Below are 21857 nucleotides of genomic sequence, written 5' to 3'. Positions count from 1 at the left end.
TATGTAGGAGAAATGGAAAAGAGTGTATAATAAAACTTAATAATATGAAATAACCTTTTAAGGAGAGCGCTATGAAAAAAGATAAGACTAATGCGATGCGAATATTAGATAAAGAAAAAATTGAATATTCGATGATGTCATATAATCCGGACGATGGGAAAATTGATGGTGTTTCAGTTGCTGGGAAAATTGGACGAGAAGTGAGAGAAGTATATAAAACGTTAATTGCTCAAGGGAATAGTAAAAATTATCATGTTTTTATCATCCCGGTAGATGAGGAACTAAATTTAAAAGCTGCCGCAAAAGCAGTAAGTGAAAAGAAAATTGAAATGATTCCTGTAAAAGATATTACGAAAGTATCAGGATATATTCGCGGCGGTTGCTCACCAGTAGGAATGAAGAAGTTATTTTCTACATGTATCGATGGTAGTGCTCAATCGCTTGAAACGATCATTGTAAGCGGCGGGAAAATCGGTATACAAGTTGAGTTGAAAGTGGATGACTTGGCGAAAGTGACGAGAGCGGAATTTGGGAATGTAACGAAATAAATTGGGTATAGAGCCCTTACATATTTGGAATAAAGTTATTTAACAATCTTAATCAAGACTTCATTTCTAAAAAATACGTAATATGAATCCCACAACATATAGGATATGTTGTGGGATTTTTCTACTGGAAATGTGAATATTTGTTTTGGATAGTGAACTAATTCTAGTTTAGATAGGAGATTTAAGTTTTTTTACGACTGAATCCTATAAAAAATAAAAAAAACCTTATTTAATCTTTTAAAAACGAACGTTTTTATAAAATTTATTAAAAATGTTCATATTTTGATTGCGTATACACTAAAGGGTTGTTATATTATCAATATAATAATTTTAAATAACATCACTCGTATATACTCGGTAATATGGTCCGAGCGTTTCTACCTAGTTCCCAATGAAAGAACTGGACTACGGGTTAAAGTATTCGGTCGTTCGATGTATTGAGCCGCTACCGATCTATAATTAAGCAATGGCCTCATCTTTTGCTTAATTAACTTTGACTACCGTAGTTCTAGAAAGTAGAGATTCTTCTACAGTTTCTAGAACTTTTTTCTTTGGACCAAAACATCGAGTATAGAAAACAACAAGAGAAAGAGGAGAGATTATTTATGAAGAAAAATCTGTTGAAAAAATATGGTGCCCTAGCAACTACTATCGCATTGTCATTCGCAATACTTGCAGGATGTAATGCTAGTCCAAAACAAGTAGTTGAGGCAAAAAGTAATCAAAACCCTATCTTAATTCAAGGCCCAATGCCAATAGAAGCTGAAAAATTTGCAAAAAGGTTAAAAAATGTGAAAGAAGAAAAATCTGGGAGTTTTGTATTTTATAAAGGAACTGTAGACAATTATCCTGTAATCGTTGCGAAAACAGGTAAAGGAATGGAAAATACAGCAGCCGCTACAGCAGTGGCTATTGAAAAATATAAGCCTATGGCAATTATTAACCAAGGAACATCAGGTGGACATGATCCTAATTTAAATGTATTTGATATTGTGTTAGGAAAACAAGTCGCGAATATAGGTTCACTAAAAACAACAAATATGGATGAGAACCAAGGAATTGAACCGGAAAAATGGATATCTATGGACTTGATGGCTTCTGAAGGGAGTGCAGGAGAAGATCCAAATGCTGAGAAAATCCGATACTACGAGGGAGATAAAGATTTACTTGCAGCAGCTAATGCGGTAAAAGATAAATATACAAAAGGTAAAGTGGTTGAAGGTACTATTGGTTCAGCAGACGTTTGGAATAATGAAGTTGATAGAATTAAGTGGTTCCATACAAAATACGGTACATCTGTAGAAGAAATGGAAGGTGCAGCAGCAGCGCAAATCGCAAAAGCTTATGACGTACCATTTTTAGGGATTCGAGTATTATCTAACAATAAAACAAACGGTGGAAAATACAACCCAAATACAGCAGCAGCAAATCAAGAATATGTATATGAAGTAGTTAGAAAGTATATAGATTCGGTGCCAAATAAATAAGCATATAAATAAAAGTAGTACTATTTTTACCATAAACGTCAAGTAACTCCAAAAGTTTCCGAGACAGATAGACCTATATTAGGATTAGTAGTTGGAAAAGAAAAGCTTGTTTCTTATTTGAAAAAGATAAGAAATGAGCTTTTTTATGTAAAATTGCATAAAAAAATTGAAGTTTATAAGTTATCATTAAACTACTTTTTACTGTAAGAGAATATTTTAATAGTCTTTACTAGAGAAGAATATTCTTTGTGAAAATTAAAATTGTTTATGTAATTGAAGAAACTGAAATTTAGGAGAACAGTATGAAAAAGAAACTATGTACATAGGCTTTTTGGATTAATCAATTCAAATTATATTTTAAAGGGGAAATGGGTATATGAAGTTCCGAAACACAAAACTTGCTATGGTTACACTATCTTCATTTTTCATTTTAGGTTCTGCATCTCTATCATTCACAGATATCATACATGGTGAAGTAGTTTCTGCATCTCCACAAGTAGATACGTTTTCAGCACAAGAGATTACTGTAAAAAACTATGACGATACATATTATAATAACGCTATAGGAAAAACGGGTTTAGAATTAAAGAAGGAACTTCATAATGTTATTGATAATCATACAAAGATATCATACAGTGCGGTTTGGGAAGCGCTAAGAGATACTGATGAAGATCCAAATAATAAAAATAATGTGTTGCTCTTATATACTGGGCGTTCGCAAGGGAAATTTACGAATGGTTCAGGAGTTGATAACTGGAACCGAGAGCATGTTTGGGCAAAATCTCACGGTGATTTTGGAACGGCTGCAGGACCTGGAACAGATCTACATCATTTAAGAGCGACGGATGTATCTGTAAATAGTTCACGTGGAAATCTGGATTTTGATAATGGTGGTATGAATCATTCGGAAGCGACAGAATGTAAATATGATAGTGATTCTTGGGAACCTCGTGATAGTGTAAAAGGAGATATCGCTAGAATGCTGTTTTACATGGCTGTTCGTTACGAAGGAGACAACGGCGAAATAGACTTAGAACTAAATGAAAAGGTGAATAACAACAAAGATCCATACATGGGGAAACTATCTATTTTACTAAAATGGAATGAACAAGACCCTGTCGATGATTTAGAGCGAAAGCGTAATGAAGTGATTTTTACAAAATATCAACATAATCGCAATCCTTTTATTGATCATCCTGAATGGGTAAATGAAATTTGGAACTAAGATTTTTAAAGGATTTTTAGTGACATTATACTTTGACAGAAGGGATTGATCATTATGATCAATCCCTTCTTATGTTTATGCTAGAATAAATGGTTTTCATAGGAGTGGAATAGATTATAATAAAGCTTTTTACTTAAAGCAATAGTTTCAAGTGGTAAGCTTTATTTTCCTTCATTTGTATATGACTTTCACCGCACATACAAATTATTGCAACATTAGACAGGGAAACGAAAAAAATCCAAGAATATGTAATATAAAAAGAAAAGAGGGAAAGAGATGTGGAAAACTACGGATCTATGTGATGAATTTGAAAAGGAATTACAAATATGTCGCCAGTCTTTTCAATCTTATGGAAAGAAAGAACAATTCTATGGGAAAATCGCAACGGTAAAAGTGAAGGATGATAATGTACTAGTAAAAGAGGGGTTACAAACACTGCCGGAAGGTACAGTATTAGTTGTTGATGGCGGAGCTTCTAAAAATTGTGCGTTACTCGGTGATAATTTGGCAGCTATTGCAGAAGAAAGAAACTTAGCAGGAATTATTGTAAATGGGTATGTTCGTGATTCTAGTGAATTAAAAAATATTAATATTGGTATTGTAGCGTTAGGGACAATGCCAAATAGAAGTGTAAAAGAAGGAAAAGGAGAAAGAAATATTCCGGTGCAATTTGGTGAAGTTGAATGGAAGCCGAATGAATATGTTTATGTAGATGAAGATGGAATTATTGTTAGTGATAAAAGCTTACATAGTGAGGGATGACTTCTATTAATGGAAGCTTATTAAACTATTATTCTTAGAAAATAAATCTGATAAAGCATGGACAAAATTCTTTGTCAATAGTAAAATAATACAGAAAATCAAAATTTGCAGAATGTATAGGTTTATCGTTTTACGATAAAGTGAAACTTTAATCAGTGGGGATTTTGTTCATCCCCACTGATTATTAGCCTTCACCAATCGGACATTTACGGGCAGCCCGACCCCGACCTAACTTCTTTGCTTTCGCTGAATTTGAGGTGGGGGTCTTACTGCTCGGCAAATAGCGGGATAACTTGAAAAGGGAGTAAATTTTGCCTAGAAAAATGAATGTAATCACAATGGTGCGTTCATAAACGAAATTATTTTTCCTATACAAATATAGCCGCGAATAATGCGGGTAGGAGGTGTTGTGCATTTTGTTCGACACTTACAAAAAGAGAGTGTCAATCACACGCCCTTAAAGGGTCTTTTTTTGTGTAAATGTTAGTAAAGGGAGGGAATTTTGGAATGGCAATGTTAAAGAAATGGCTGCTTACATCATTAATGGCAGTGGCACTTGTATTTGTTTCTTTTGCGAATACAGTACATATTACGTTTGCTGAAGGAAAGACGGCGAAACTTGCAATTATTGGTGAATCACAAAAAGGAATTATGTTATGTCCAAAAGAAGTTTCCATTGAAGATGGAGAAACAGCTTTTAGTTTGTTACAAAAAGTCATGGGTGACAAAGTAATATCTGAAAGTATGTCATTTGGAACGTATATAAAGGGCATCGACGGATTAATGGCCGGAGCAACGAGCGGTTGGTTGTATGATGTAAATGACAAATCTGCAGAAGTTGGGGCAGATAGTTATAAATTAGAGTCTGGGGATGTCGTTGCATTTCGTTACGTTGCGGACTGGAGCAATATGAGTCAAGAAACATTGCAACAAACGTTAGATAAATTTGGCACTTGTAAAACTGTAGAAGAGCCAAAGACAGAGGAACCAAAACCAGAGGAACCCAAAACAGAAAAATCCGATGGTAAAACAGAGGAACCAAAACCAGAAGAACCGAAAACAGAAAAACCAGACGGTAAAACAGAAGAACCAAAACCAGAAGATAAAACAACAGAACAACCAAAGCAAGAGAAAGTTGAAATTCCAGCAGCACAATTAAATGAAGCAATTTCTAAAACGTCAGAAAAGATGTTACAAGATGGAATTGGTAGTGATTGGGTTGCGATTGGACTCGCTCGTTCAGGTGTAAATATTCCACTTGAAACGAAAATAAACTATGTTCAGCCAGTAGCTGAAAAGGTTAAGAAGCGTTTAAATCGTTTTTCAGCAACAGATTTAGCTAGAACGATTATTATGATGAATGCAATGAATGTAGATCCTACAAAGGTAGAGGGACAAAATTTAGTACAAAATTTATTTGAATCAGATAAAGTGAATTCTGTTACTGGATACGCATTTACATTACTTGCATTAGATACAAAGAAATATGAGGTTCCGGCCGAAGCGAAATGGAATCGAGCTACTTTAGTACAAGCACTTTTAAACACGCAGCATACAGACGGTGGCTGGACGTATGATAGTTCAAGTAGTAAAGAAAGTGCTAGTAGCGTTGATGTAACAAGTATGGTATTAGCAGCATTAGCTCCTTATCAAGATCAAGCAGATGTAAAGCCATCTATCCAAAAAGCTGTTGATTATTTATACAAGCAGCAGCTAGGTAATGGTGGTTTTGCCGCTGATGGACAAGAGAATTCTAATAGTACTGCACAAGCGATTATTGGACTATCGCTAGTTAAAGATGTAGATCACGATCGTCTTAATAAAGCGGTACAAAATTTAATGTCATACCAGCTTCCAAATGGTGAGTTCAAATGGTTACCGAGTGATCAAAAAGGTAGCGGAATGGCTACAGAGCAAGCATTTTTAGCGTTACTTCAGTTTAAAGATTTTGGAAAATCGATTTATGATTGGACAAATGTAGTAGAGAATGAAATCGATACGAAACCAATTGTAGAGCCAGAGACAACTGTAGAAGAAAAAGAAGTTGTAGAACAGCCGAAACAACAAGAAGAGTTACAAAAACAACCAAAAGATGAAAATCTAAAAGTTGTTGTAGATAACGAACGAGTTAATAAAGAAACAAACAAGAATAAGAATCAATTACCACAAACAGGAGCATCTTCTCATAGTGCAGCAACAGAAGTAGGTATGGGTGTATTATGTATTGCTTCTGCATATGTATTATGGAGACGTAAAGCAGCTTAACAAAAATTAGGAGCAATCATTTGCTCCTAATTTTATTATAAAAGTGAGAGCCAATAATGAGTGGGGATGAACAAAATCTCCACTCATTAAAGTTTCACTTTAATATGAAAGGTGAGGGACAGCATGAGTAAGATGAAATGGTTCATTTCTTTAATTCTTTCATTGGGATTATTAGCCGGATGTGAAGAAACGGCTGTAAAGCCTGAGAAGAAGGCAGAACCGAAGCAAGAAGAGCAAAAAGAAGTAGCGAAACAGGAAGAACAAAAAGATGTACCGAAACCGGAAGAGAAACAAGCTGAACCGGAGCAGAAACCACAAGAAGAGCAGAAAGATAAACAAGAACAAAAAGTAGAAGAGAAACAAAAAGAAGAAAAAGCGCAGGCACAACCGGAAGTAAAAAAAGAAGAGCAGCCAAAGGAACAGCCTGCTGCAAATAAACAACCAGAACAACAAAAAGTACAAGAAGAGAAACCTCAGCAACCGAAAGCACTAGAAGTAAAAGAAGAAGCAAAGGTTGTTAATCAGCCGAAAGAAACACCAAAGCAGGAGCAAAAAGAAGATCCAAATAAAGGGCAACAGGTAACTGTGCCGGTTCCACCAACACCGGCACCAGATCCAGTACCGCCAGTGCCAGATCCAGTAATACCAAAACCAAAACAAGTTACTATCTCCGTAAAAGGAAATGAAGGATACTTATTAGGTGCGAAAAAGGTTGATGTTCAAGAAGGCGACACAGTGTATAGTGTGTTAAAGAGCACAGGATTAGATGTTGATGCAATGGGCTCTAAAGGAGATGTTTACGTAAAAGGTATTGAAAATTTATATGAAAAAGATGTAAATGATAATAGCGGATGGAAATATCGTGTGAACGGATCGTTTCCAAACCGTAGTGCTGGTGTAGTTACAGTTAAACCAGGAGATACAGTTGAATGGGTGTATGTATACTAAATTAAGAAAGGATCTTCGGTAAAGGACTATGAAAATAAGCTTTTCTTCTTTACATCCTTTTGTGAATTTTTTCTATTATATTGGGGTGATGATACTATGTATGATGTGTCTTCATCCTCTTTTTTTAATTGGAGCGATTGTACTAATAGTAATCTTAAATATAGTACAAGGGAATGGTGAGAAAATAAGAAAGATGCTGCCTAGTACTTTTATATTCTTTTTGATGGTAATTTTATTCAATTCTTTGTTAACGCATAGAGGAGCGACTACTTTATTTTATTTAGGAGATAGCCGGATTAAGCTTGAGGCTTGTATGTATGGACTTGTAATGGGGTTATTATTAGTTGCGATTATGTTTACGTTTGCTTCTTATAACGATATTATTTCGAGTCATAAATTTTTATATTTGTTTTCAAGAATTTCACCGAAAGTTGCATTGTTAACGATGATTACAGTGCGATTTGTTCCTTTATTTATTAGGCGGTTAAAGAAAATTACACTCGTCCAAAAAACGAAAGGTGTACAATTAGATTCAGGTTCACTCATTGAGCGTATAAAAAATGGGATGAAATTACTGCAAGTGTTATTAGTTTGTTCGTTAGAAGATGCACTACAAACAGCAGATTCTATGCAAGCTCGTGGATTTGGTGTAACGAAACGTACGACTTATATTCGGTATAGAATGGAAAGACGCGATTGGTACACGCTAAGTTATTTAAGTATTCTATTTATAGCCTCATTCATATTTAGTTATTATGGCGGAGGGAAATTGATTATTTATCCGAAAGTGGAATCAATACTGTTCCAGCAATATGATGGAATGATGTTTTTCCTATTTATGATGTTTATTAGTTTACCGATTGTAATGGAAGGAAGGGAATGGATATGGTGGCGCATGCAGAAATAAAGAATTTATCATTTATATATGCTGATGAAAATGAATACGCGTTACAGCATATTTCTCTTTCTGTTCAAAAAGGAGAATTTATAGTACTTGCTGGTGGTTCTGGTTCTGGGAAGACAACTTTATTGAAACATTTTAAAAAGGAGTTACTTCCAATTGGCACGCGTTCTGGGCATACATATTATGATGGTGCTTTATTAGAAGATGTACCAGATTTATTATCTGCACAAGAAATTGGTATGGTATTTCAAAACCCAGAAAATCAGCTCGTAATGGATACAGTTATTCAAGAATTAGCATTCTCTTTAGAAAATATCGGGCTACCATCACATATTATTCAAAAAAGAATAGCGGAACTCATTAGCTTTTTAGGATTTCAAGATTTGTTACATCAATCTGTTCATACTTTATCTGGTGGTCAAAAACAACTAGTAAATTTAGCAGCAGTATTAGTCATGCAGCCGAAGCTACTATTACTGGATGAACCGACAGCGCAGCTAGATCCGATTGCTGCAAAAGAGTTTTTAGGATTGTTAAAACGTATTAATGAAGAACTCGGAATTACGATAGTTTTAAGTGAACATCGTTTAGATGAAGTTATACCGCTCGCAACACGCGTTGTTTGTATGGATAATGGCAGAATCATTTATGATGGTACTTCTAAAAGTGTGATAGCGAACATGTGGGAAGTAGAAAAGTTCCATCCATTCATTCCCAAAATTCCAAGATTGTTTTTAGAGTGGAATGTAGAAGATATTCCGTTTACAGTACGAGAAGCGCAAATGAAAATGAATGATTTTTCAGCGCTATCATATAGGAATGAGCAAGTAGAACAATGTGAAAAGCAAGAAGTAATTTTAAGTGCAGAACATATATCTTTTCAATATGAAAAAAATAGTCCACTTATTTTACGAGATTTAACAGTGAACATCGAAAAAGGAAAATGGACAGCTCTAGTTGGGAAAAACGGAACTGGGAAGTCTACACTGTTAACGATTTTAGCAGGATTGCAAAAAGCTAGAAGAGGTAAGGTAAAGTGGAATGGAAAAGTGATACATAAAATTGATTCGAAAGAACGATTTAAAAGTATTGGGTATGTATCACAGCATCCATACTATCATTTTACATTTGATACAGTATGGGAAGAGGTTTATGAGCGTGCTCGTGAATTATATGGCGAAGAGGGAAAAGTAATAGCAGAAGAAATGTTGGAAAAGTTCTGGTTAGATTCGCTTAAAGAGCGCCATCCGCATGATTGTAGCGGCGGGGAGCAACAACTACTTGCATTATGTACAACGTTATTATCAAAACCAACTTTATTATTACTCGATGAGCCGACAAAGGGACTAGATCCATGGAAAAAGGAAAGAGTAGGAGAGCTGTTTAAACAATTGCAAAAAGAAGGTGCAACAATTGTAATGGCAACGCACGATATTGAGTTTGCAGCGAAATACGTTGATCAATGTATGATGTTATTTGACGGGAAAGTCATTATGAATGATGCACCGAAAGAGTTCTTTAGTGGTAACTTCTTTTATACAACATCTATTAACCGATTCATCCGTAGAGAGTTGCCATTTGCATTAACGTGGGAGGATGTGTACGAAGCGTGTCCAAACGATATGTTGCGTTTATAATATTTATTTTTGCCGTTGTAATATGTACACTACTCTTTACGACTCTTATTATGGACGGGTATTACATGGTAAGTAGTTTGTTTTTATTAGCTGTCATTATGCTACCTTTCTACGTCCGTTTTGAAAGGAGGGCGTTTGTTTCACGTGAAATTGTTATCGTTGCTGTGTTAGCGGCGATTGCAGCAGTTAGCCGGGTACCATTTTCGATATTACCGAGTGTACAACCGACTTCCTTTGTCATTATCGTTTCTGCAATTGTTTTTGGAAGTGAAACTGGCTTTATGATCGGGGCAACGGCGGCCATTGTATCTAATATTTTTTTAGGACAAGGTCCGTGGACGCCGTGGCAAATGTTCTCTTGGGGTATGATCGGATTTATAGCGGGATTACTCCGAAATACATTTTTGATGAAAAAACTGTGGGGGAGACTGTTGTACGGATTCGTCGTTGGATTTTTATTTGGCTGGATTATGAATTTCTGGGGTCTTCTCGGTTTTATACAGGAAGCAACTTGGGAAACAGTTATTGCTTACTATGTCGCAAGTTTTTCTTTCGATCTTAGTCACGCGATATCGAATGTTATTTTCCTGCTGTTATTTAGTACGTCATGGATTACGATCCTCACAAGATTTAAAAAGAAATACGGTATATTAGATGAGCATAACGTGACATAGAAAAGCATACTCATATAAGGTAGGGTCGCGACTTACATATTCGTTTGCCTCTTTCATGCTTCTTACATATTGTAAGGAGCATTTTTTTATTGTCAAAAAATAGATCCAATATAAGTCGGCTATTATATAAAAATATTTGTATAATATTAGGTGAGAATTATTTTCAAAGAGGAGGTGTATAGTTAATGAAGTTAGTTATTCCGAAGCAACATGGTGCATGGGCTATGCTTGTTATACCATTTCTATTAAGTGTCATACTTGGGAACCCTACTTTCTATCATATCCCACTGTTTTTAGCGTGGTTCTTTATCTATTTAGCTACGTATCCATTTCTTATGTACATAAGGAAAAGACGAAACAAAGAGTTTCTACACGCTACAATTGTTTATTCTATCATTGCATTCGTATTTGGGATGATTTCTTTATTATATGAATGGCGAATTCTTTTATTCGCAGTATTAATGATTCCATTGTTTATTGTAAATATGTATTACGCTCGTCAAAAAAATGAACGAGCATTACTAAATGATATTTGTGCGATTATAGTGTTTTGTATAGGTGGTTTAATAAGTTATTATTTTTCAATGAAGCAAATCGATAAAACCGCAGTATTCATTGCGCTTATTTCATTTTTGTATTTTTTAGGAAGTACGTTTTATGTGAAAACAATGATTCGTGAGAAAAATAATCCGAAGTATCGTCTCATATCTTGGGGGTATCATATTGTATTGACGGTAATTGTATTTGCTATCAATCCATGGTGTTCTCTTATATTCGTACCAAGTGTCATTCGAGCAATTATATTGTATGGTAAAAAAATTTCTATATTAAAAGTAGGGGTTTTAGAAATTGTTAATTCTGTATATTTTTTAATCATAACGGCAATAATAATGAAGTATGCCATTTGAAAAAACTTCCCATCTATTGATGGGAAGTTTTCAATCTTTTTCTAAAATGTGAACGGTATAATCACATCTTTGCAATGCTTGCTCTACGGCGTAAAGGGATTGTTCAATACGTGCGCGATTAAAATCTTTTTCAACTGTTTGTAGTGCTTCTTCTAAACAATGTTTTGCTTCTTTTAATGATTGAAAAGAATCTTGTACATATCCGCGGGCGTTTTGATACATTTCATAGTCCTCCTTTTTTACTCATATACATGTAGTATGAACACTGAGGAGAAAAATATAATTTGTTATATTTATTTGACAATTAAAATGAAATTACGTATAGTTTATTATAAAGTGAATATTTTCTTATCCAGAGAGGTGGAGGGACTGGCCCGATGAAACCCAGCAACCGCGATGCAGGTGCTAATTCCAGCAGAACATTTTTGTTCTGGGAGATAAGACGAAGATATACGTAACTTCTTCTTATCGGAGAGGTTTTTTTGTTGCAAAAAAACCGATTACGAAAACATATAATAAGAAGAAAGGGGTTGCGAAGTACTGTGACACTCGAAAAATACGTAAAACTGCGTAGTACAGTTTATGAATATATGATAGAGCAAGATAAGCCAATATCATTGTTAGATATTCAAGAACATATCGTTTCGCATCATGAAGGAAAATTCACGAAAAAAATGTTACATCAATTTTATTTATCAAGACTATTAGATGAACTCAAACTGGATGGGAAAATTACTTTAGCTGATGATGAATATCGCTATGCTGAAAAAGGGGTATTTTATAAAGCGGGAAAAGGGAGCTAGGCTCTCTTTTTTTTTGAAGTATGTAGTGTAAAAGACTGCTAAAGCAGCCTGATACAAGGGAATGGTGTTGAGTGTGTAGTGTCAAAGATTGAATGTGCCTGAAAGAGGCACTTCATTATCGGCTGCAAATAAAAGAGACACCTTCGCCGAATAGGTGTCAGTCGTTTTGTCACGTAGACTCGCTACTTGACAGTAATTAGAATAACATGTGGGGTTTTTGAAGTCAAAAGGGAATTAAAGGAAGAGGTGATAGGATGTACGCTTACTTATTAAAAGATATAACGAAATGGATTCCAAAGTACATTATAGATAAAGGTTATGAATATTATGAAGAGGGACATGTAGAAGATGTTGAAATACAAGACAAGAAAGTATTTGCTTTCGTTACTGGAAATGCAGGAAACTATGAAGTAATTATTGACCTTACTGATTTTACAAAAAGCAGCTGCGAGTGTCCGAATGAAAATTATTGTAAGCATATGGCGGCAGTTGTGTATGATATTCAAGATGCTGGTGAGAGTACAGTTAAAGAACAACTGAAAGGTTTAGAAAAAGAAGAATTACTAACAGTACTAAATCGTTTGTTACAAAGTTCAAAAAATGTCCAAATCGTAGAGACGATGTTAAAGAAAGGGAAGATTTAACTGTAGAGGGGAGTTGCTTTGTAGTGAACGTACTAATTATATACGCTCACCCTAGTCCTTCAAGCTTTAACGCAGCGATTTTAGAGCATGTGCAAAAAGGACTTGGGGAAACAAATCATTCTGTTACGCTACTTGATTTATATAAAGAACAATTTGATCCAGTGCTTGTATTTAATGAAGAGAAAAAAAGACGGGATTTACTATATGAAGAAGAGACGAAGCGATATAGAGAATTAGTGAAAGCGGCGGATACTCTTCTTTTCATATATCCGATATGGTGGTGGGGCATGCCTGCTATTTTAAAAGGATTTATCAATCGTATTTTTGTAGCTGGATTTGCTTATAAATATGAAGGAGCCCTGCCGAAAGGTTTATTGAAAGGAAAGAAAGCATGGGTTATTAATACGTTAGACTCACCGTTATGGTACGTGGCACTATTATATCGATCAGCGGATTGGATTATGATGAAAAGAGGAGTTTTACGTTTTTGTGGTATTCGTGATATAAAACGGTCTGTTTTTCAATCTGTGAAAACGAGTAAACTAGAGAAGCGGGAAAAGTGGTTATTACAAATAGAAGAAAAGGCTCGTACATTATGAATGAACTTGATCGTATTATAAATTGTTGTCAGTATGATAATGAACTTTTTCGGACGTATATTACATGTTTACTTCAATTGAAAAAATGTAGTGAAACGTTTCAACAAATGAAGATTCAATTAAGAAATGATTACTTAATAAGAGGGATTTGTGAAAGAGAAGTTGATGAGGTAGTACGGGGAAGTAAAGAATATGAAACGTATTGTCTTCCTAAAGCGTTACAGTGGAATTTCTTTGGGGAAAATCCACATCTGATTGAAAAAGTATGTGAGGATTTTTTTGCATTTGCGGCATTAAATCTTACGGAGATAGAGTGGAAGAAGATTATAAATTGCATGGGAAATAAAGTGAAACTTTAATCAGTGGGGTGTTCCCTCCCACTGATTATTAGCCTTCACCAATCGGGCATTTACGGGCAGTTAATCTCCTGCCTAACATAGGGGAAGGTTTACTGCCCGTTAATGCGGGGTAAATGAATTATTATGTAAAAAAGCTAGTATAAAACTAGCTTTTTGTTTAAATAAATAAGAAACACAGACTAATGATAAATCCTGCATAAAGTAAATTAACAACACAAAATCCCATAATATCACGAGCGCCTAAACCAGCTATTGCTAATGCCGGTAATGCCCAGAAAGGTTGAATTAAATTTGTCCAAGCATCGCCCCATGCAATTGCCATCGCTGTTTTCGCAGCAGGTACACCAAGTTCAGCGCCAGCTGGAATCATAATTGGTGCTTGCACAGCCCATTGTCCGCCTCCAGATGGAACGAAAATATTAACAATTCCAGCACTTAAAAATGTAAAGAGCGGGAATGTGGTTTCATTTGAAATGCTAATAAAGAAAGTAGAAATAGCTCCTCCAAGCGAAAGCCCTTCACTATTTACTCCAATCATCATCCCCATAATTCCGGCATAGAACGGAAACTGAAGTAAAATACCAGAAGCGCTCTTTGTTGAGTCAGAGAAAGCGCGAATATATTGAATCGGAGTACGGTGGAAAATAAGACCCGCAATTAATAACATAAAAATAACGATATCAAGTGTAAGGTTAAAGCCTTTCGTACTAAAATAGTTAAAAATATAAATAAGACCTAATAGCCCGATGCAAAGTGTAATAATCATACTATTTTCCATTTTTTCAGCGAATGTTTTTTGCTCTACTTCTTGAGCAGCAGCCTCTTCATGGAACACGCTAGGGTCTACTGTAATCGTATGTTTTTCATCTGGATGCATTGCTTTATTAATGAGAGGCATCGTAATTAAAAAGATAATGACTGGAACGAGAGCGTATGGTGAGAATAACGTTTCTGTTATTGGAATCGCTTCTTTAATACTTCCAGCTGTCGTTTTAATTAACGTTTCACCGCCTGTTGCTAACGTAAGAGGGATAGAAGCAGAAAGGCCTGCATGCCAAATGAGAAATCCGGAGTAAGAAGAAGCGATTGCTAACCTATAATCTAATCCTTCTAACTGTCTTGCCACTTCTTTTGCATATAAAACAGAGACAACAATACCAAATCCCCAGTTTATGTATGCTCCTAGTAAACTTACAATTGAAATTGCGATAATACCTTGGCCATTCGTTTTCGGTAGTTTTGCTGCTTTCGTTAACCCTTTTTTAATAAGAGGGGCATTTGCTAAAGCAGATCCCGTCACGAGTACAAGAGCCATTTGCATAGAAAAGGCAAGAAGTCCCCAAATTCCATTGCCCCAATGCGTAATCATTTCTACCGGTGTTTGGTGCGTTGCAAACATGCCGAAGAAGATAACGAAAACAGTTAATAAGCATGATAAAATAAACGGTTCTGGCAAGAAACGCTGCACAAGGGCAACACATCCATTTGTAAATGAACGAAACAAAATAAATCAACCTCCTTATGTATGTTCATCCCGCTATTTGCGGGCTAATAATCAGTGGGGGATGAACAAACCCCCACTGATTAAAGTTTCACTGTATTACAATATTCGAGGTTGTTTGAGTAATATCCTTTAATATATAGAAAATTCAGATTTTTAAGGTGGTTGTCATAATGTCTAGGTAGATTGATATTTTATATTGAAATGTTATTTCATTTTGAACTGAAATTGAAAAGAATGCTCTATATACAAGGGAAAGAGGTGGTCATAGACGAATATGTCCATCAAATTACAGTTTACCCCGCTATTTGCGAGCAGTAAAACTCCTACCTCGAAATTCGGCGAATGCTAGGAAGTTAGGTGGGAGATAACTGCCCGTAAACGCCCGATTGGTGCGGGCTAATAATCAGTGGGGGATGGACAAAACCCCCACTGATTAAAGTTTCACTGTATGTAAGAGCCAGATTATTGAAGAAGGATATCAGCTATTTTTAACGAATTCTGAATTACAAACAAACTTTATCAAAAGTGGTGAGATAATATAGAGAATAAAACAAATTTCTTTTTGGATATGAAAATGGAAAAATATATAGTTAGCAAGCTTCGGAGCGCTGGTTGTGTTTTCGCAGAAGATGAGACCCGGTTACTTATTTCAGAGGCACTAACTTCAGAGGACCTTATGGAAATGGTAGAAATGCGAGTCAACGGTTTACCTCTGGAATACGTTGTTGGATATACGGAGTTCTGTGGTTTACGAGTAGAAGTGGATCGAGGCGTTTTTGTACCGCGTAAACGTACCGAGTTCCTTGTTCATCAAACAGAGGCATTGTCACGTTCTAGCGATATCATTGTTGACCTATGTTGTGGGTCAGGTGCTGTGGGTGCAGCACTGGCAGCAACTTTGGGACGAGTTGAATTGTATTCTGTTGATATTGACCCTATCGCAGTACAATGCGCTAGCCGTAATGTAACGAATTTTGGCGGTCATGCTTTTGAAGGTGACTTGTATAAAGCTCTACCAGACTCACTTAAGGGCCATGTAAATATCCTAGTTGCGAACGTACCTTACGTTCCTACCGAAATAATAAAGTTTCTCCCCCGGGAGGCACGCCTATATGAACCAAATGTGACGCTTGACGGGGGGGGAGGATGGTCTTAACATTCTGCGAAGAGTCGCAGAAGAAGCTTTACTCTGGTTAGCTTTGGATGGACATCTTTTGATAGAGACGAGCAAAGTTCAGGCACCCCAGGCTTTTGAAATCTTTGCTGGTGCTGGGCTTAGCACAAAAGTCGCTAGAAATAAGGAACTGGACGCTACTGTCATTATTGGTTCTAATTCTAGCTGTTAGAGTAAATAGGCATTATTCAATGAATATAATTAATCCCTACAAGGGGGCGAATCCGTAAAAAGTGCACCTCCGATTGTTAGACTGTGTCTAATAATCGGAGGTGCACTTTTTATTTACCTTATTGAACTAAAGTATCTGTTAGCTTAATAGCAAATGATTAAAATCCACTATTTCTCCCAAAGCTCGATCAATCGACCTTCAGGATCTTTAATCCAAATAAACTTTCCAAATTCACTAATCTCTTCTTTCTTTTCAAGAGGTACACCAATATGTTCAAGATGCTGAATAGTCTCGTTTAGATTATGTACTTGGAAATTTAACATTACTTGTTGTTCTGTTGGAAAATAACTGTCATTCTCGGCAAAGAAAAGATAGTCTCAGTTCCTAATTCGGGTTTAATCACGGTCCCATTCCAATTTTCTATTTCAATCTTCAACACTTCACTGTACCATTTTTTTATAACATCAAGATTTTTAGTTCTCCAAAATATTCCTCCGAAACCTTTTATCATTGTATTTAACCCCTGTCTGTCTTTTAATTTTTAATGTGACTATGTATTCAATATATCAAAACAAAAGAGTAATAGTAAGTGGGAAATAGGAGGCCTGGAAAAATGAATAAAGCAATGATAAAAGACCGCACATGAGGTAAAAGCAATGTGCGGTCTTTTAAATATAGTACAGTATTACGAAGTTTCGCTAATTTTAGTCTCTGTATGAGTGTTAGTAGCAATTCTTTTCTTAACCTTAAAGTGATAGTAGGTGTAGCAAAAGATAATAAATGGTACAGTACAATAGATTCCTAGTCTTTGATCTGGGATAAAGATAAGACTTAATAATATAATGCCATACAATCCAAAGCCAAGAATTGGTACAAGAGGATAAAGTGGAGTTTTGAATTTTAAGTCTTCTAATTTTCCACCTTCGGCTAAATAATGTTTACGGAAAAAGAATTGAGAAACACAAATTGACATCCAAACAATGATTGTAATGACTCCAGAAATTGAAATTAACCATAAGTAAACCGTTTCAGCAGCTACAACGCTTGTCAAAAGAGAAAAAGCAGAAATAGCGATCGTCAAGATTAAAGCGTTTAAAGGTATTCCTCGTGATGATAATTTCTTTAAAAAGGCTGGGGCCATTTCATTTTTTGATAATGACCAAAGCATTCGAGTTGCAGCATACAGTCCTGAGTTTGCGACAGAAAGAACAGCAGTAAGAATAACAAAGTTCATAATATCAGCTGCATATGGAATACCGATATTATCAAAAACAGCAACAAATGGGCTCTTCGTTAATCCTGCTTCTTCCCAAGGAATTAAAGCTACAAGAACAAAGATTGCTAAGACGAAGAAAAACATCGTGCGCCATATAATATTTCTAATAGAACGAGGTAAAGTTTTCGCTGGATCTTCACTTTCACCTGCTGCAATTCCGACAAGTTCGGTACCTTGGAAGGAATAATTGACCGTAACCATTGTTAATAAAATAGCGGCCAGTCCATTCGGGAATAAACCACCATGATTTACGAAATTTGAAAATAACGGAGCTGGTTCGTCTCCTTTTAAGTCAATAAAACCGAACATAGCCGCGCCGCCAAGGATAATAAAAGCAATAATGGCAGATACTTTAATACTTGAAAACCAAAATTCTGTTTCTGCATAACTACGAGCGGATAATGCGTTAATCGTGAATATTGTAACGCCAAATACTAAACACCAGACCCAGACGGGAATATCAGGAAACCAGCGCTGCATCGTAATACCGGCAGTTGTAAATTCAAGACCGGTCGTATTCGCCCAGCTTAGCCAATACAACCATCCGATTGTAAACCCAGTTGCAGGGTTAATAAACTTGGTTGCATATTCCTGGAAAGAACCTGATACAGGCATTGCTACGGCAAGCTCACCAAGACATAGCATAACGAGATACATTAATAACCCACCGGCCATAAAGGCAAGTACGGATCCACCAGGTCCAGCTTTACTTATAATAAAACCAGATCCGTTAAATAACCCCGTTCCAATCACACCACCGAGTGCAATCATGAATAAATGTCTACTTTTCATCGTGCGCTTTAATTCATTGTTTGTATTGTTTACTTGCGTCATTGTTTTCCTCACTTTCATAATTGGTAGTATGAAAATTGATGTTTTTCCGTATTATGGAATGTATTCCGTGATGTGAAATCTTGTTCTAATTTTCAGATAATTAAGAGAAAAAGTCAATATTTTTTTGTTTGCGTTTTCAAAATGTTGATAGCTTATCTTTTGTTTATTTTGAAAATTAAATAAATTAATTGATTTCAGTTTGAAATTTTGTTAAATTGATAGTTAATTAGGCTAAACACACTACAAGTAAAGTTGAGGCGAGTTATGGTACAGTCCATTGATCGAGCAATAGGTATTATTAAGCTATTGAATTCTACAAATGAAAAAGAGTATTGGGCTATTTCTGATATAGCTGATAGAACACATCTCCCGGTTAGTACAGTACATAGGTTACTGAACTCTCTAATGGAGCATGGGTTAGTTACGCAGATTTCAGAAACAAAACAGTACAAGATTGGACCAATGTGGATGGAAATAGGATTACGCCAATTGGAGAAGGTAGACTACAGATCTGTTGCAAGAGAAGTGATGAAGCGGTTGGCCTCTGAAGTTGAAGAAAGTGTTTATTTGAACATTCCAAATGGAACACATTCTATTATCATTGAAAGAATTGATAGCCCTTTAAAAATTAGAGTTATCGATAACTTAGGGGAGCAGATTCCACTTTCGATTGGCGCCGCAAATAAAACGATGCTTGCCAATATGAACACGAATGAAATGGAACACATTGTAGAACATTTACTTTCTTCTTTACCAGAACAAAAGCAAATTCTTTTCGATCAAATAAAGCAGATAAGAAACGAAGGGTATGCTGTGAGTTATGGTGAAAAAACAGAAGGGACAGCTTCAGTAGCTGCACCTATTATAGGATTTAATCATAAAGTAGTAGGAGCATTAAGTATCGGATTGATTAGTCATCGCATTAATGATGATCGACTATCTTTTCTTATTAGTAAGGTAAAACAAGCTGCTCATGAAATATCAATAAAAATCGGCAGAACATCAGAAGTATAATTTTGATAACTGTCGTCATTTTTTATTCATATATTGGAATTGATTTTCATAATGCGGAAAAATAGGGGGATTTATATGTCAAAGTGGCAATCTAAAGAACAAATGGTGCAATTATTAAGCGATCTTGTTGAAATTCCTAGTATTACAGGTTCAGAAGCTGAAGTTATATTGCCAGACTTTGTTGTAGAACAATTATCTGACTTACAGTATTTCAAACAAAATCCGCATCATTTGCAAAAAAATCCGACGGGGGATGGACGATATTTTGTTACAGCCCTAGTAAAGAAAAGTGATAGTACGAAAAATACTGTAATTCTTGTTAGTCACTTTGATGTTGTAGATGTACAAGATTATGGAGTATGGAAAGAAGATGCATTTAACCCTAAAAAATTAACATCTATGTTTTATTCTCATAAAGATGAGCTACCAGATCATGTACGTGAAGATATTGAACAAGGAGATTGGCTCTTTGGTAGAGGAACAATGGATATGAAATGTGGTCTAGCTTTACAAATGGCGATGGTTGAGCAAGCTTGTGAAGGAAGATTTGATGGGAATGTTCTTTTATTGGCTGTTCCAGATGAAGAAGTGAACTCTGTAGGGATGAGAGCTGCAGTGCCGAGATTATTAGATTTAGCAAAAGAACATGACTTAGATTATAAAACGGTCTTAAATTCAGAGCCTATGTTTTCAAGACATCCTGGTGACCAAAATAAGTATATTTATACTGGTTCTATTGGTAAAGTGTTACCTGGTTTCCTTTGCTATGGAAAAGAGACACATGTAGGCGAACCTTTTGCAGGATTAAATGGGAGCTATATGGCTGCATTATTAACAGCTGAATTAGAGTTGAATACTGACCTTTGTGATATTGTAGATGGTGAGGCGAGTCCTCCACCAACTAACTTGCTTCAAAGAGACTTAAAGGAGGATTATTCTGTACAAATTCCTCATCGTGCTGTCACGTTATTTAATTTGTTTTTACTAGAAAAAAAAATGACAGATGTAGTTTCATTGTTACGCCAAAAGGTAACGAAAGTAGCAGAGAAAATCGAAGAATCATATGAGGAGCGCGCGTATCATTTTTCTAAGTATAATCCGTTCATACCGCCGAGTCTCAAAGTAAATGTATTAACGTATGAAGAGCTTATCGCTTATGCAATTGAACAACATGGAAGAGAAAAAATAAATGAAATTCAATCCGATATTATAAAAAATAGAGAAGATAAAGATGATCGTGCGGTAACTATTGATTTAGTAGACAAATTAACTATCTTATGTAAAGAAAAGGCTCCAATGATTGTACTTTTCTTTGCTCCGCCATACTATCCAGCTGTGAGTTCACGCAACAATCCTTTAATTAAAGAGGTAGTCGTAGAAATGGAAAAGTATGCCCACTATAATCATAGCATTACATTTGAAAATCAAAATTATTTTGGAGGAATTTCAGATTTGAGCTATGTGGGCTTACAGAACCCATTGGATTCAATGAGTTCTCTTGTAGACAATATGCCATTATGGGATAAAGGATATTCGATTCCCCTTCAGGAATTAGAAGAGTTTGACGTTCCAGTATTAAATATGGGACCGGTAGGAAAAGATGCACATCAATGGACGGAGCGTTTGGACGTAAATTACGCATTTGAAACGTTATTAGATATGTTACCTATATGTATTGAAAAACTACTTGTTTCTAATAAAGTTACACAGTCATAGTTTCTGTGTAAGGGGGATAAAAAAAGACCGTAATTGGTCTTATCCCTGTCAAGTAGACAGCATTAAAAAGACTAAGCAGCCATCGAGATTCGGTATTCTATCGGAGCTCGGTGGTTGAGTCGTTTTTGGAACCGTTTATAGTTATAAAAATAAATATATTCTTCAATTGCTTGTATTAAATCTGCTTCTGTTTTAAAATGATTCAAATACAACATCTCCGATTTAAAATGGGAGAAAAATGACTCAATACAGGCATTATCATGGCAGTTTCCTTTGCGAGAGTGGCTGCCAATGATACCTAAACCTAAAAGTTGTTTGTTGTAGGCGTGAGATGTGTACTGGAATCCCTGATCTGAATGGAGAATGGTTCCACGCACATCTCTTTTTTGTGCCAACATTTCAAT

At 35.7% G+C, this 21857-nt stretch carries 20 protein-coding genes, 2 pseudogenes and 2 riboswitches; of the genes and pseudogenes, 17 read left to right on the top strand and 5 right to left on the bottom strand.

Annotation, left to right across the window (positions count from 1 at the left end; genetic code table 11):
* Positions 1 to 71 precede the first annotated feature (71 nt).
* The 10 genes from ybaK (at position 72) to JDS80_RS06370 (ending at position 11358) form a co-directional block, all read left to right on the top strand.
* The gene (gene ybaK / locus JDS80_RS06415) at positions 72 to 548 is read left to right on the top strand and encodes a Cys-tRNA(Pro) deacylase (RefSeq protein WP_199637525.1); all 477 of its coding nucleotides are present in this window, start codon (positions 72 to 74) and stop codon (positions 546 to 548) included.
* A gap of 324 nt (positions 549 to 872) precedes the next feature.
* Positions 873 to 976, top strand: a riboswitch (purine riboswitch).
* 177 nt (positions 977 to 1153) lie between these two features.
* Positions 1154 to 2035, top strand: coding sequence for a 5'-methylthioadenosine/S-adenosylhomocysteine nucleosidase (locus JDS80_RS06410; RefSeq protein ID WP_199637524.1), 882 nt, complete (start codon positions 1154 to 1156; stop codon positions 2033 to 2035).
* Between the two features lie 376 nt (positions 2036 to 2411).
* Positions 2412 to 3260 carry an endonuclease I family protein gene (locus JDS80_RS06405; protein WP_199637522.1) on the top strand — a complete coding sequence of 283 codons (849 nt, stop codon included), beginning with the start codon at positions 2412 to 2414 and terminating at the stop codon, positions 3258 to 3260.
* A 276-nt stretch (positions 3261 to 3536) separates the two neighbouring features.
* Positions 3537 to 4022 (top strand): ribonuclease E activity regulator RraA, encoded by a 486-nt coding sequence (gene rraA / locus JDS80_RS06400; RefSeq protein ID WP_071771854.1) that lies wholly within the window; start codon positions 3537 to 3539, stop codon positions 4020 to 4022.
* 507 nt (positions 4023 to 4529) lie between these two features.
* On the top strand, positions 4530 to 6287 hold the full coding sequence (locus tag JDS80_RS06395) for a DUF4430 domain-containing protein (protein ID WP_199637520.1): 1758 nt from the start codon (positions 4530 to 4532) through the stop codon (positions 6285 to 6287).
* Positions 6288 to 6410: 123 nt separating this feature from the next.
* Positions 6411 to 7235 (top strand): DUF4430 domain-containing protein, encoded by an 825-nt coding sequence (locus JDS80_RS06390; protein WP_199637518.1) that lies wholly within the window; start codon positions 6411 to 6413, stop codon positions 7233 to 7235.
* A 28-nt stretch (positions 7236 to 7263) separates the two neighbouring features.
* Positions 7264 to 8142, top strand: a complete 879-nt coding sequence (locus JDS80_RS06385; RefSeq protein WP_071744154.1) for an energy-coupling factor transporter transmembrane component T — start codon at positions 7264 to 7266, stop codon at positions 8140 to 8142.
* On the top strand, positions 8115 to 9776 hold the full coding sequence (locus JDS80_RS06380) for an ABC transporter ATP-binding protein (RefSeq protein WP_199637516.1): 1662 nt from the start codon (positions 8115 to 8117) through the stop codon (positions 9774 to 9776). The genes JDS80_RS06385 and JDS80_RS06380 overlap by 28 nt, the downstream gene beginning before the upstream one ends.
* Positions 9749 to 10450: an ECF transporter S component gene (locus JDS80_RS06375; RefSeq protein ID WP_098889822.1), complete on the top strand. Its 702-nt coding sequence runs from the start codon at positions 9749 to 9751 to the stop codon at positions 10448 to 10450. Before JDS80_RS06380 ends, JDS80_RS06375 begins: the two co-directional genes overlap by 28 nt.
* A 185-nt stretch (positions 10451 to 10635) precedes the next feature.
* On the top strand, positions 10636 to 11358 hold the full coding sequence (locus JDS80_RS06370; protein WP_098889823.1) for a YwiC-like family protein: 723 nt from the start codon (positions 10636 to 10638) through the stop codon (positions 11356 to 11358).
* A gap of 30 nt (positions 11359 to 11388) precedes the next feature.
* Here the strand turns inward: JDS80_RS06370 and JDS80_RS06365 are convergent, their stop codons facing one another.
* Complete coding sequence (locus JDS80_RS06365) at positions 11389 to 11580, bottom strand: hypothetical protein (protein WP_071744158.1); 192 nt, start codon at positions 11578 to 11580, stop codon at positions 11389 to 11391.
* A 123-nt stretch (positions 11581 to 11703) separates the two neighbouring features.
* Positions 11704 to 11802, top strand: a riboswitch (SAM riboswitch).
* Between the two features lie 38 nt (positions 11803 to 11840).
* Between JDS80_RS06365 and JDS80_RS06360 the strand changes: the two genes are divergently transcribed.
* The 4 genes from JDS80_RS06360 to JDS80_RS06345 all read left to right on the top strand — a co-directional run bounded on the left by JDS80_RS06360 (position 11841) and on the right by JDS80_RS06345 (position 13763).
* The gene (locus JDS80_RS06360; RefSeq protein WP_002110869.1) at positions 11841 to 12161 is read left to right on the top strand and encodes a hypothetical protein; all 321 of its coding nucleotides are present in this window, start codon (positions 11841 to 11843) and stop codon (positions 12159 to 12161) included.
* A 254-nt stretch (positions 12162 to 12415) separates the two neighbouring features.
* Complete coding sequence (locus tag JDS80_RS06355; RefSeq protein ID WP_098889824.1) at positions 12416 to 12805, top strand: SWIM zinc finger family protein; 390 nt, start codon at positions 12416 to 12418, stop codon at positions 12803 to 12805.
* Between the two features lie 23 nt (positions 12806 to 12828).
* Positions 12829 to 13404 (top strand): NAD(P)H-dependent oxidoreductase, encoded by a 576-nt coding sequence (locus tag JDS80_RS06350; protein ID WP_199637514.1) that lies wholly within the window; start codon positions 12829 to 12831, stop codon positions 13402 to 13404.
* Positions 13401 to 13763 (top strand): group-specific protein, encoded by a 363-nt coding sequence (locus tag JDS80_RS06345; RefSeq protein WP_199637512.1) that lies wholly within the window; start codon positions 13401 to 13403, stop codon positions 13761 to 13763. Before JDS80_RS06350 ends, JDS80_RS06345 begins: the two co-directional genes overlap by 4 nt.
* A gap of 157 nt (positions 13764 to 13920) precedes the next feature.
* Here JDS80_RS06345 and JDS80_RS06340 read toward each other — a convergent pair whose 3' ends face one another.
* Positions 13921 to 15267 carry a short-chain fatty acid transporter gene (locus JDS80_RS06340; RefSeq protein WP_071744162.1) on the bottom strand — a complete coding sequence of 449 codons (1347 nt, stop codon included), beginning with the start codon at positions 15265 to 15267 and terminating at the stop codon, positions 13921 to 13923.
* A gap of 574 nt (positions 15268 to 15841) precedes the next feature.
* Here JDS80_RS06340 and JDS80_RS06335 point away from each other — a divergent pair.
* A pseudogene (locus JDS80_RS06335) lies at positions 15842 to 16613 on the top strand (putative protein N(5)-glutamine methyltransferase).
* 167 nt (positions 16614 to 16780) lie between these two features.
* On the opposite strand, the pseudogene JDS80_RS06330 reads toward JDS80_RS06335, so the two are convergent.
* Positions 16781 to 17124: pseudogene (locus tag JDS80_RS06330) on the bottom strand (VOC family protein).
* A 174-nt stretch (positions 17125 to 17298) separates the two neighbouring features.
* Entirely contained in the window at positions 17299 to 18723 is a 1425-nt protein-coding gene (locus JDS80_RS06325) for an amino acid permease (RefSeq protein ID WP_098889826.1), read from the bottom strand.
* Between the two features lie 264 nt (positions 18724 to 18987).
* Between JDS80_RS06325 and JDS80_RS06320 the strand changes: the two genes are divergently transcribed.
* Together JDS80_RS06320 and JDS80_RS06315 are read left to right on the top strand one after the other, a co-directional pair.
* The gene (locus tag JDS80_RS06320; protein WP_000250741.1) at positions 18988 to 19737 is read left to right on the top strand and encodes an IclR family transcriptional regulator; all 750 of its coding nucleotides are present in this window, start codon (positions 18988 to 18990) and stop codon (positions 19735 to 19737) included.
* Positions 19738 to 19812: 75 nt separating this feature from the next.
* Entirely contained in the window at positions 19813 to 21453 is a 1641-nt protein-coding gene (locus JDS80_RS06315; RefSeq protein ID WP_071744167.1) for a M20/M25/M40 family metallo-hydrolase, read from the top strand.
* Between the two features lie 71 nt (positions 21454 to 21524).
* Here the strand turns inward: JDS80_RS06315 and JDS80_RS06310 are convergent.
* Positions 21525 to 21857 (bottom strand): IS3 family transposase (locus JDS80_RS06310; RefSeq protein WP_199637510.1); only part of this gene is annotated, 333 nt, incomplete at its 5' end.

Origin of the sequence: Bacillus cereus group sp. N8, from assembly GCF_016483685.1 — a bacterium.
GTDB classification, from domain to species: domain Bacteria; phylum Bacillota; class Bacilli; order Bacillales; family Bacillaceae_G; genus Bacillus_A; species Bacillus_A proteolyticus.
Note: the sequence above shows the minus strand (reverse complement) of the source record. Positions and strands in the feature narration are given on the sequence as shown.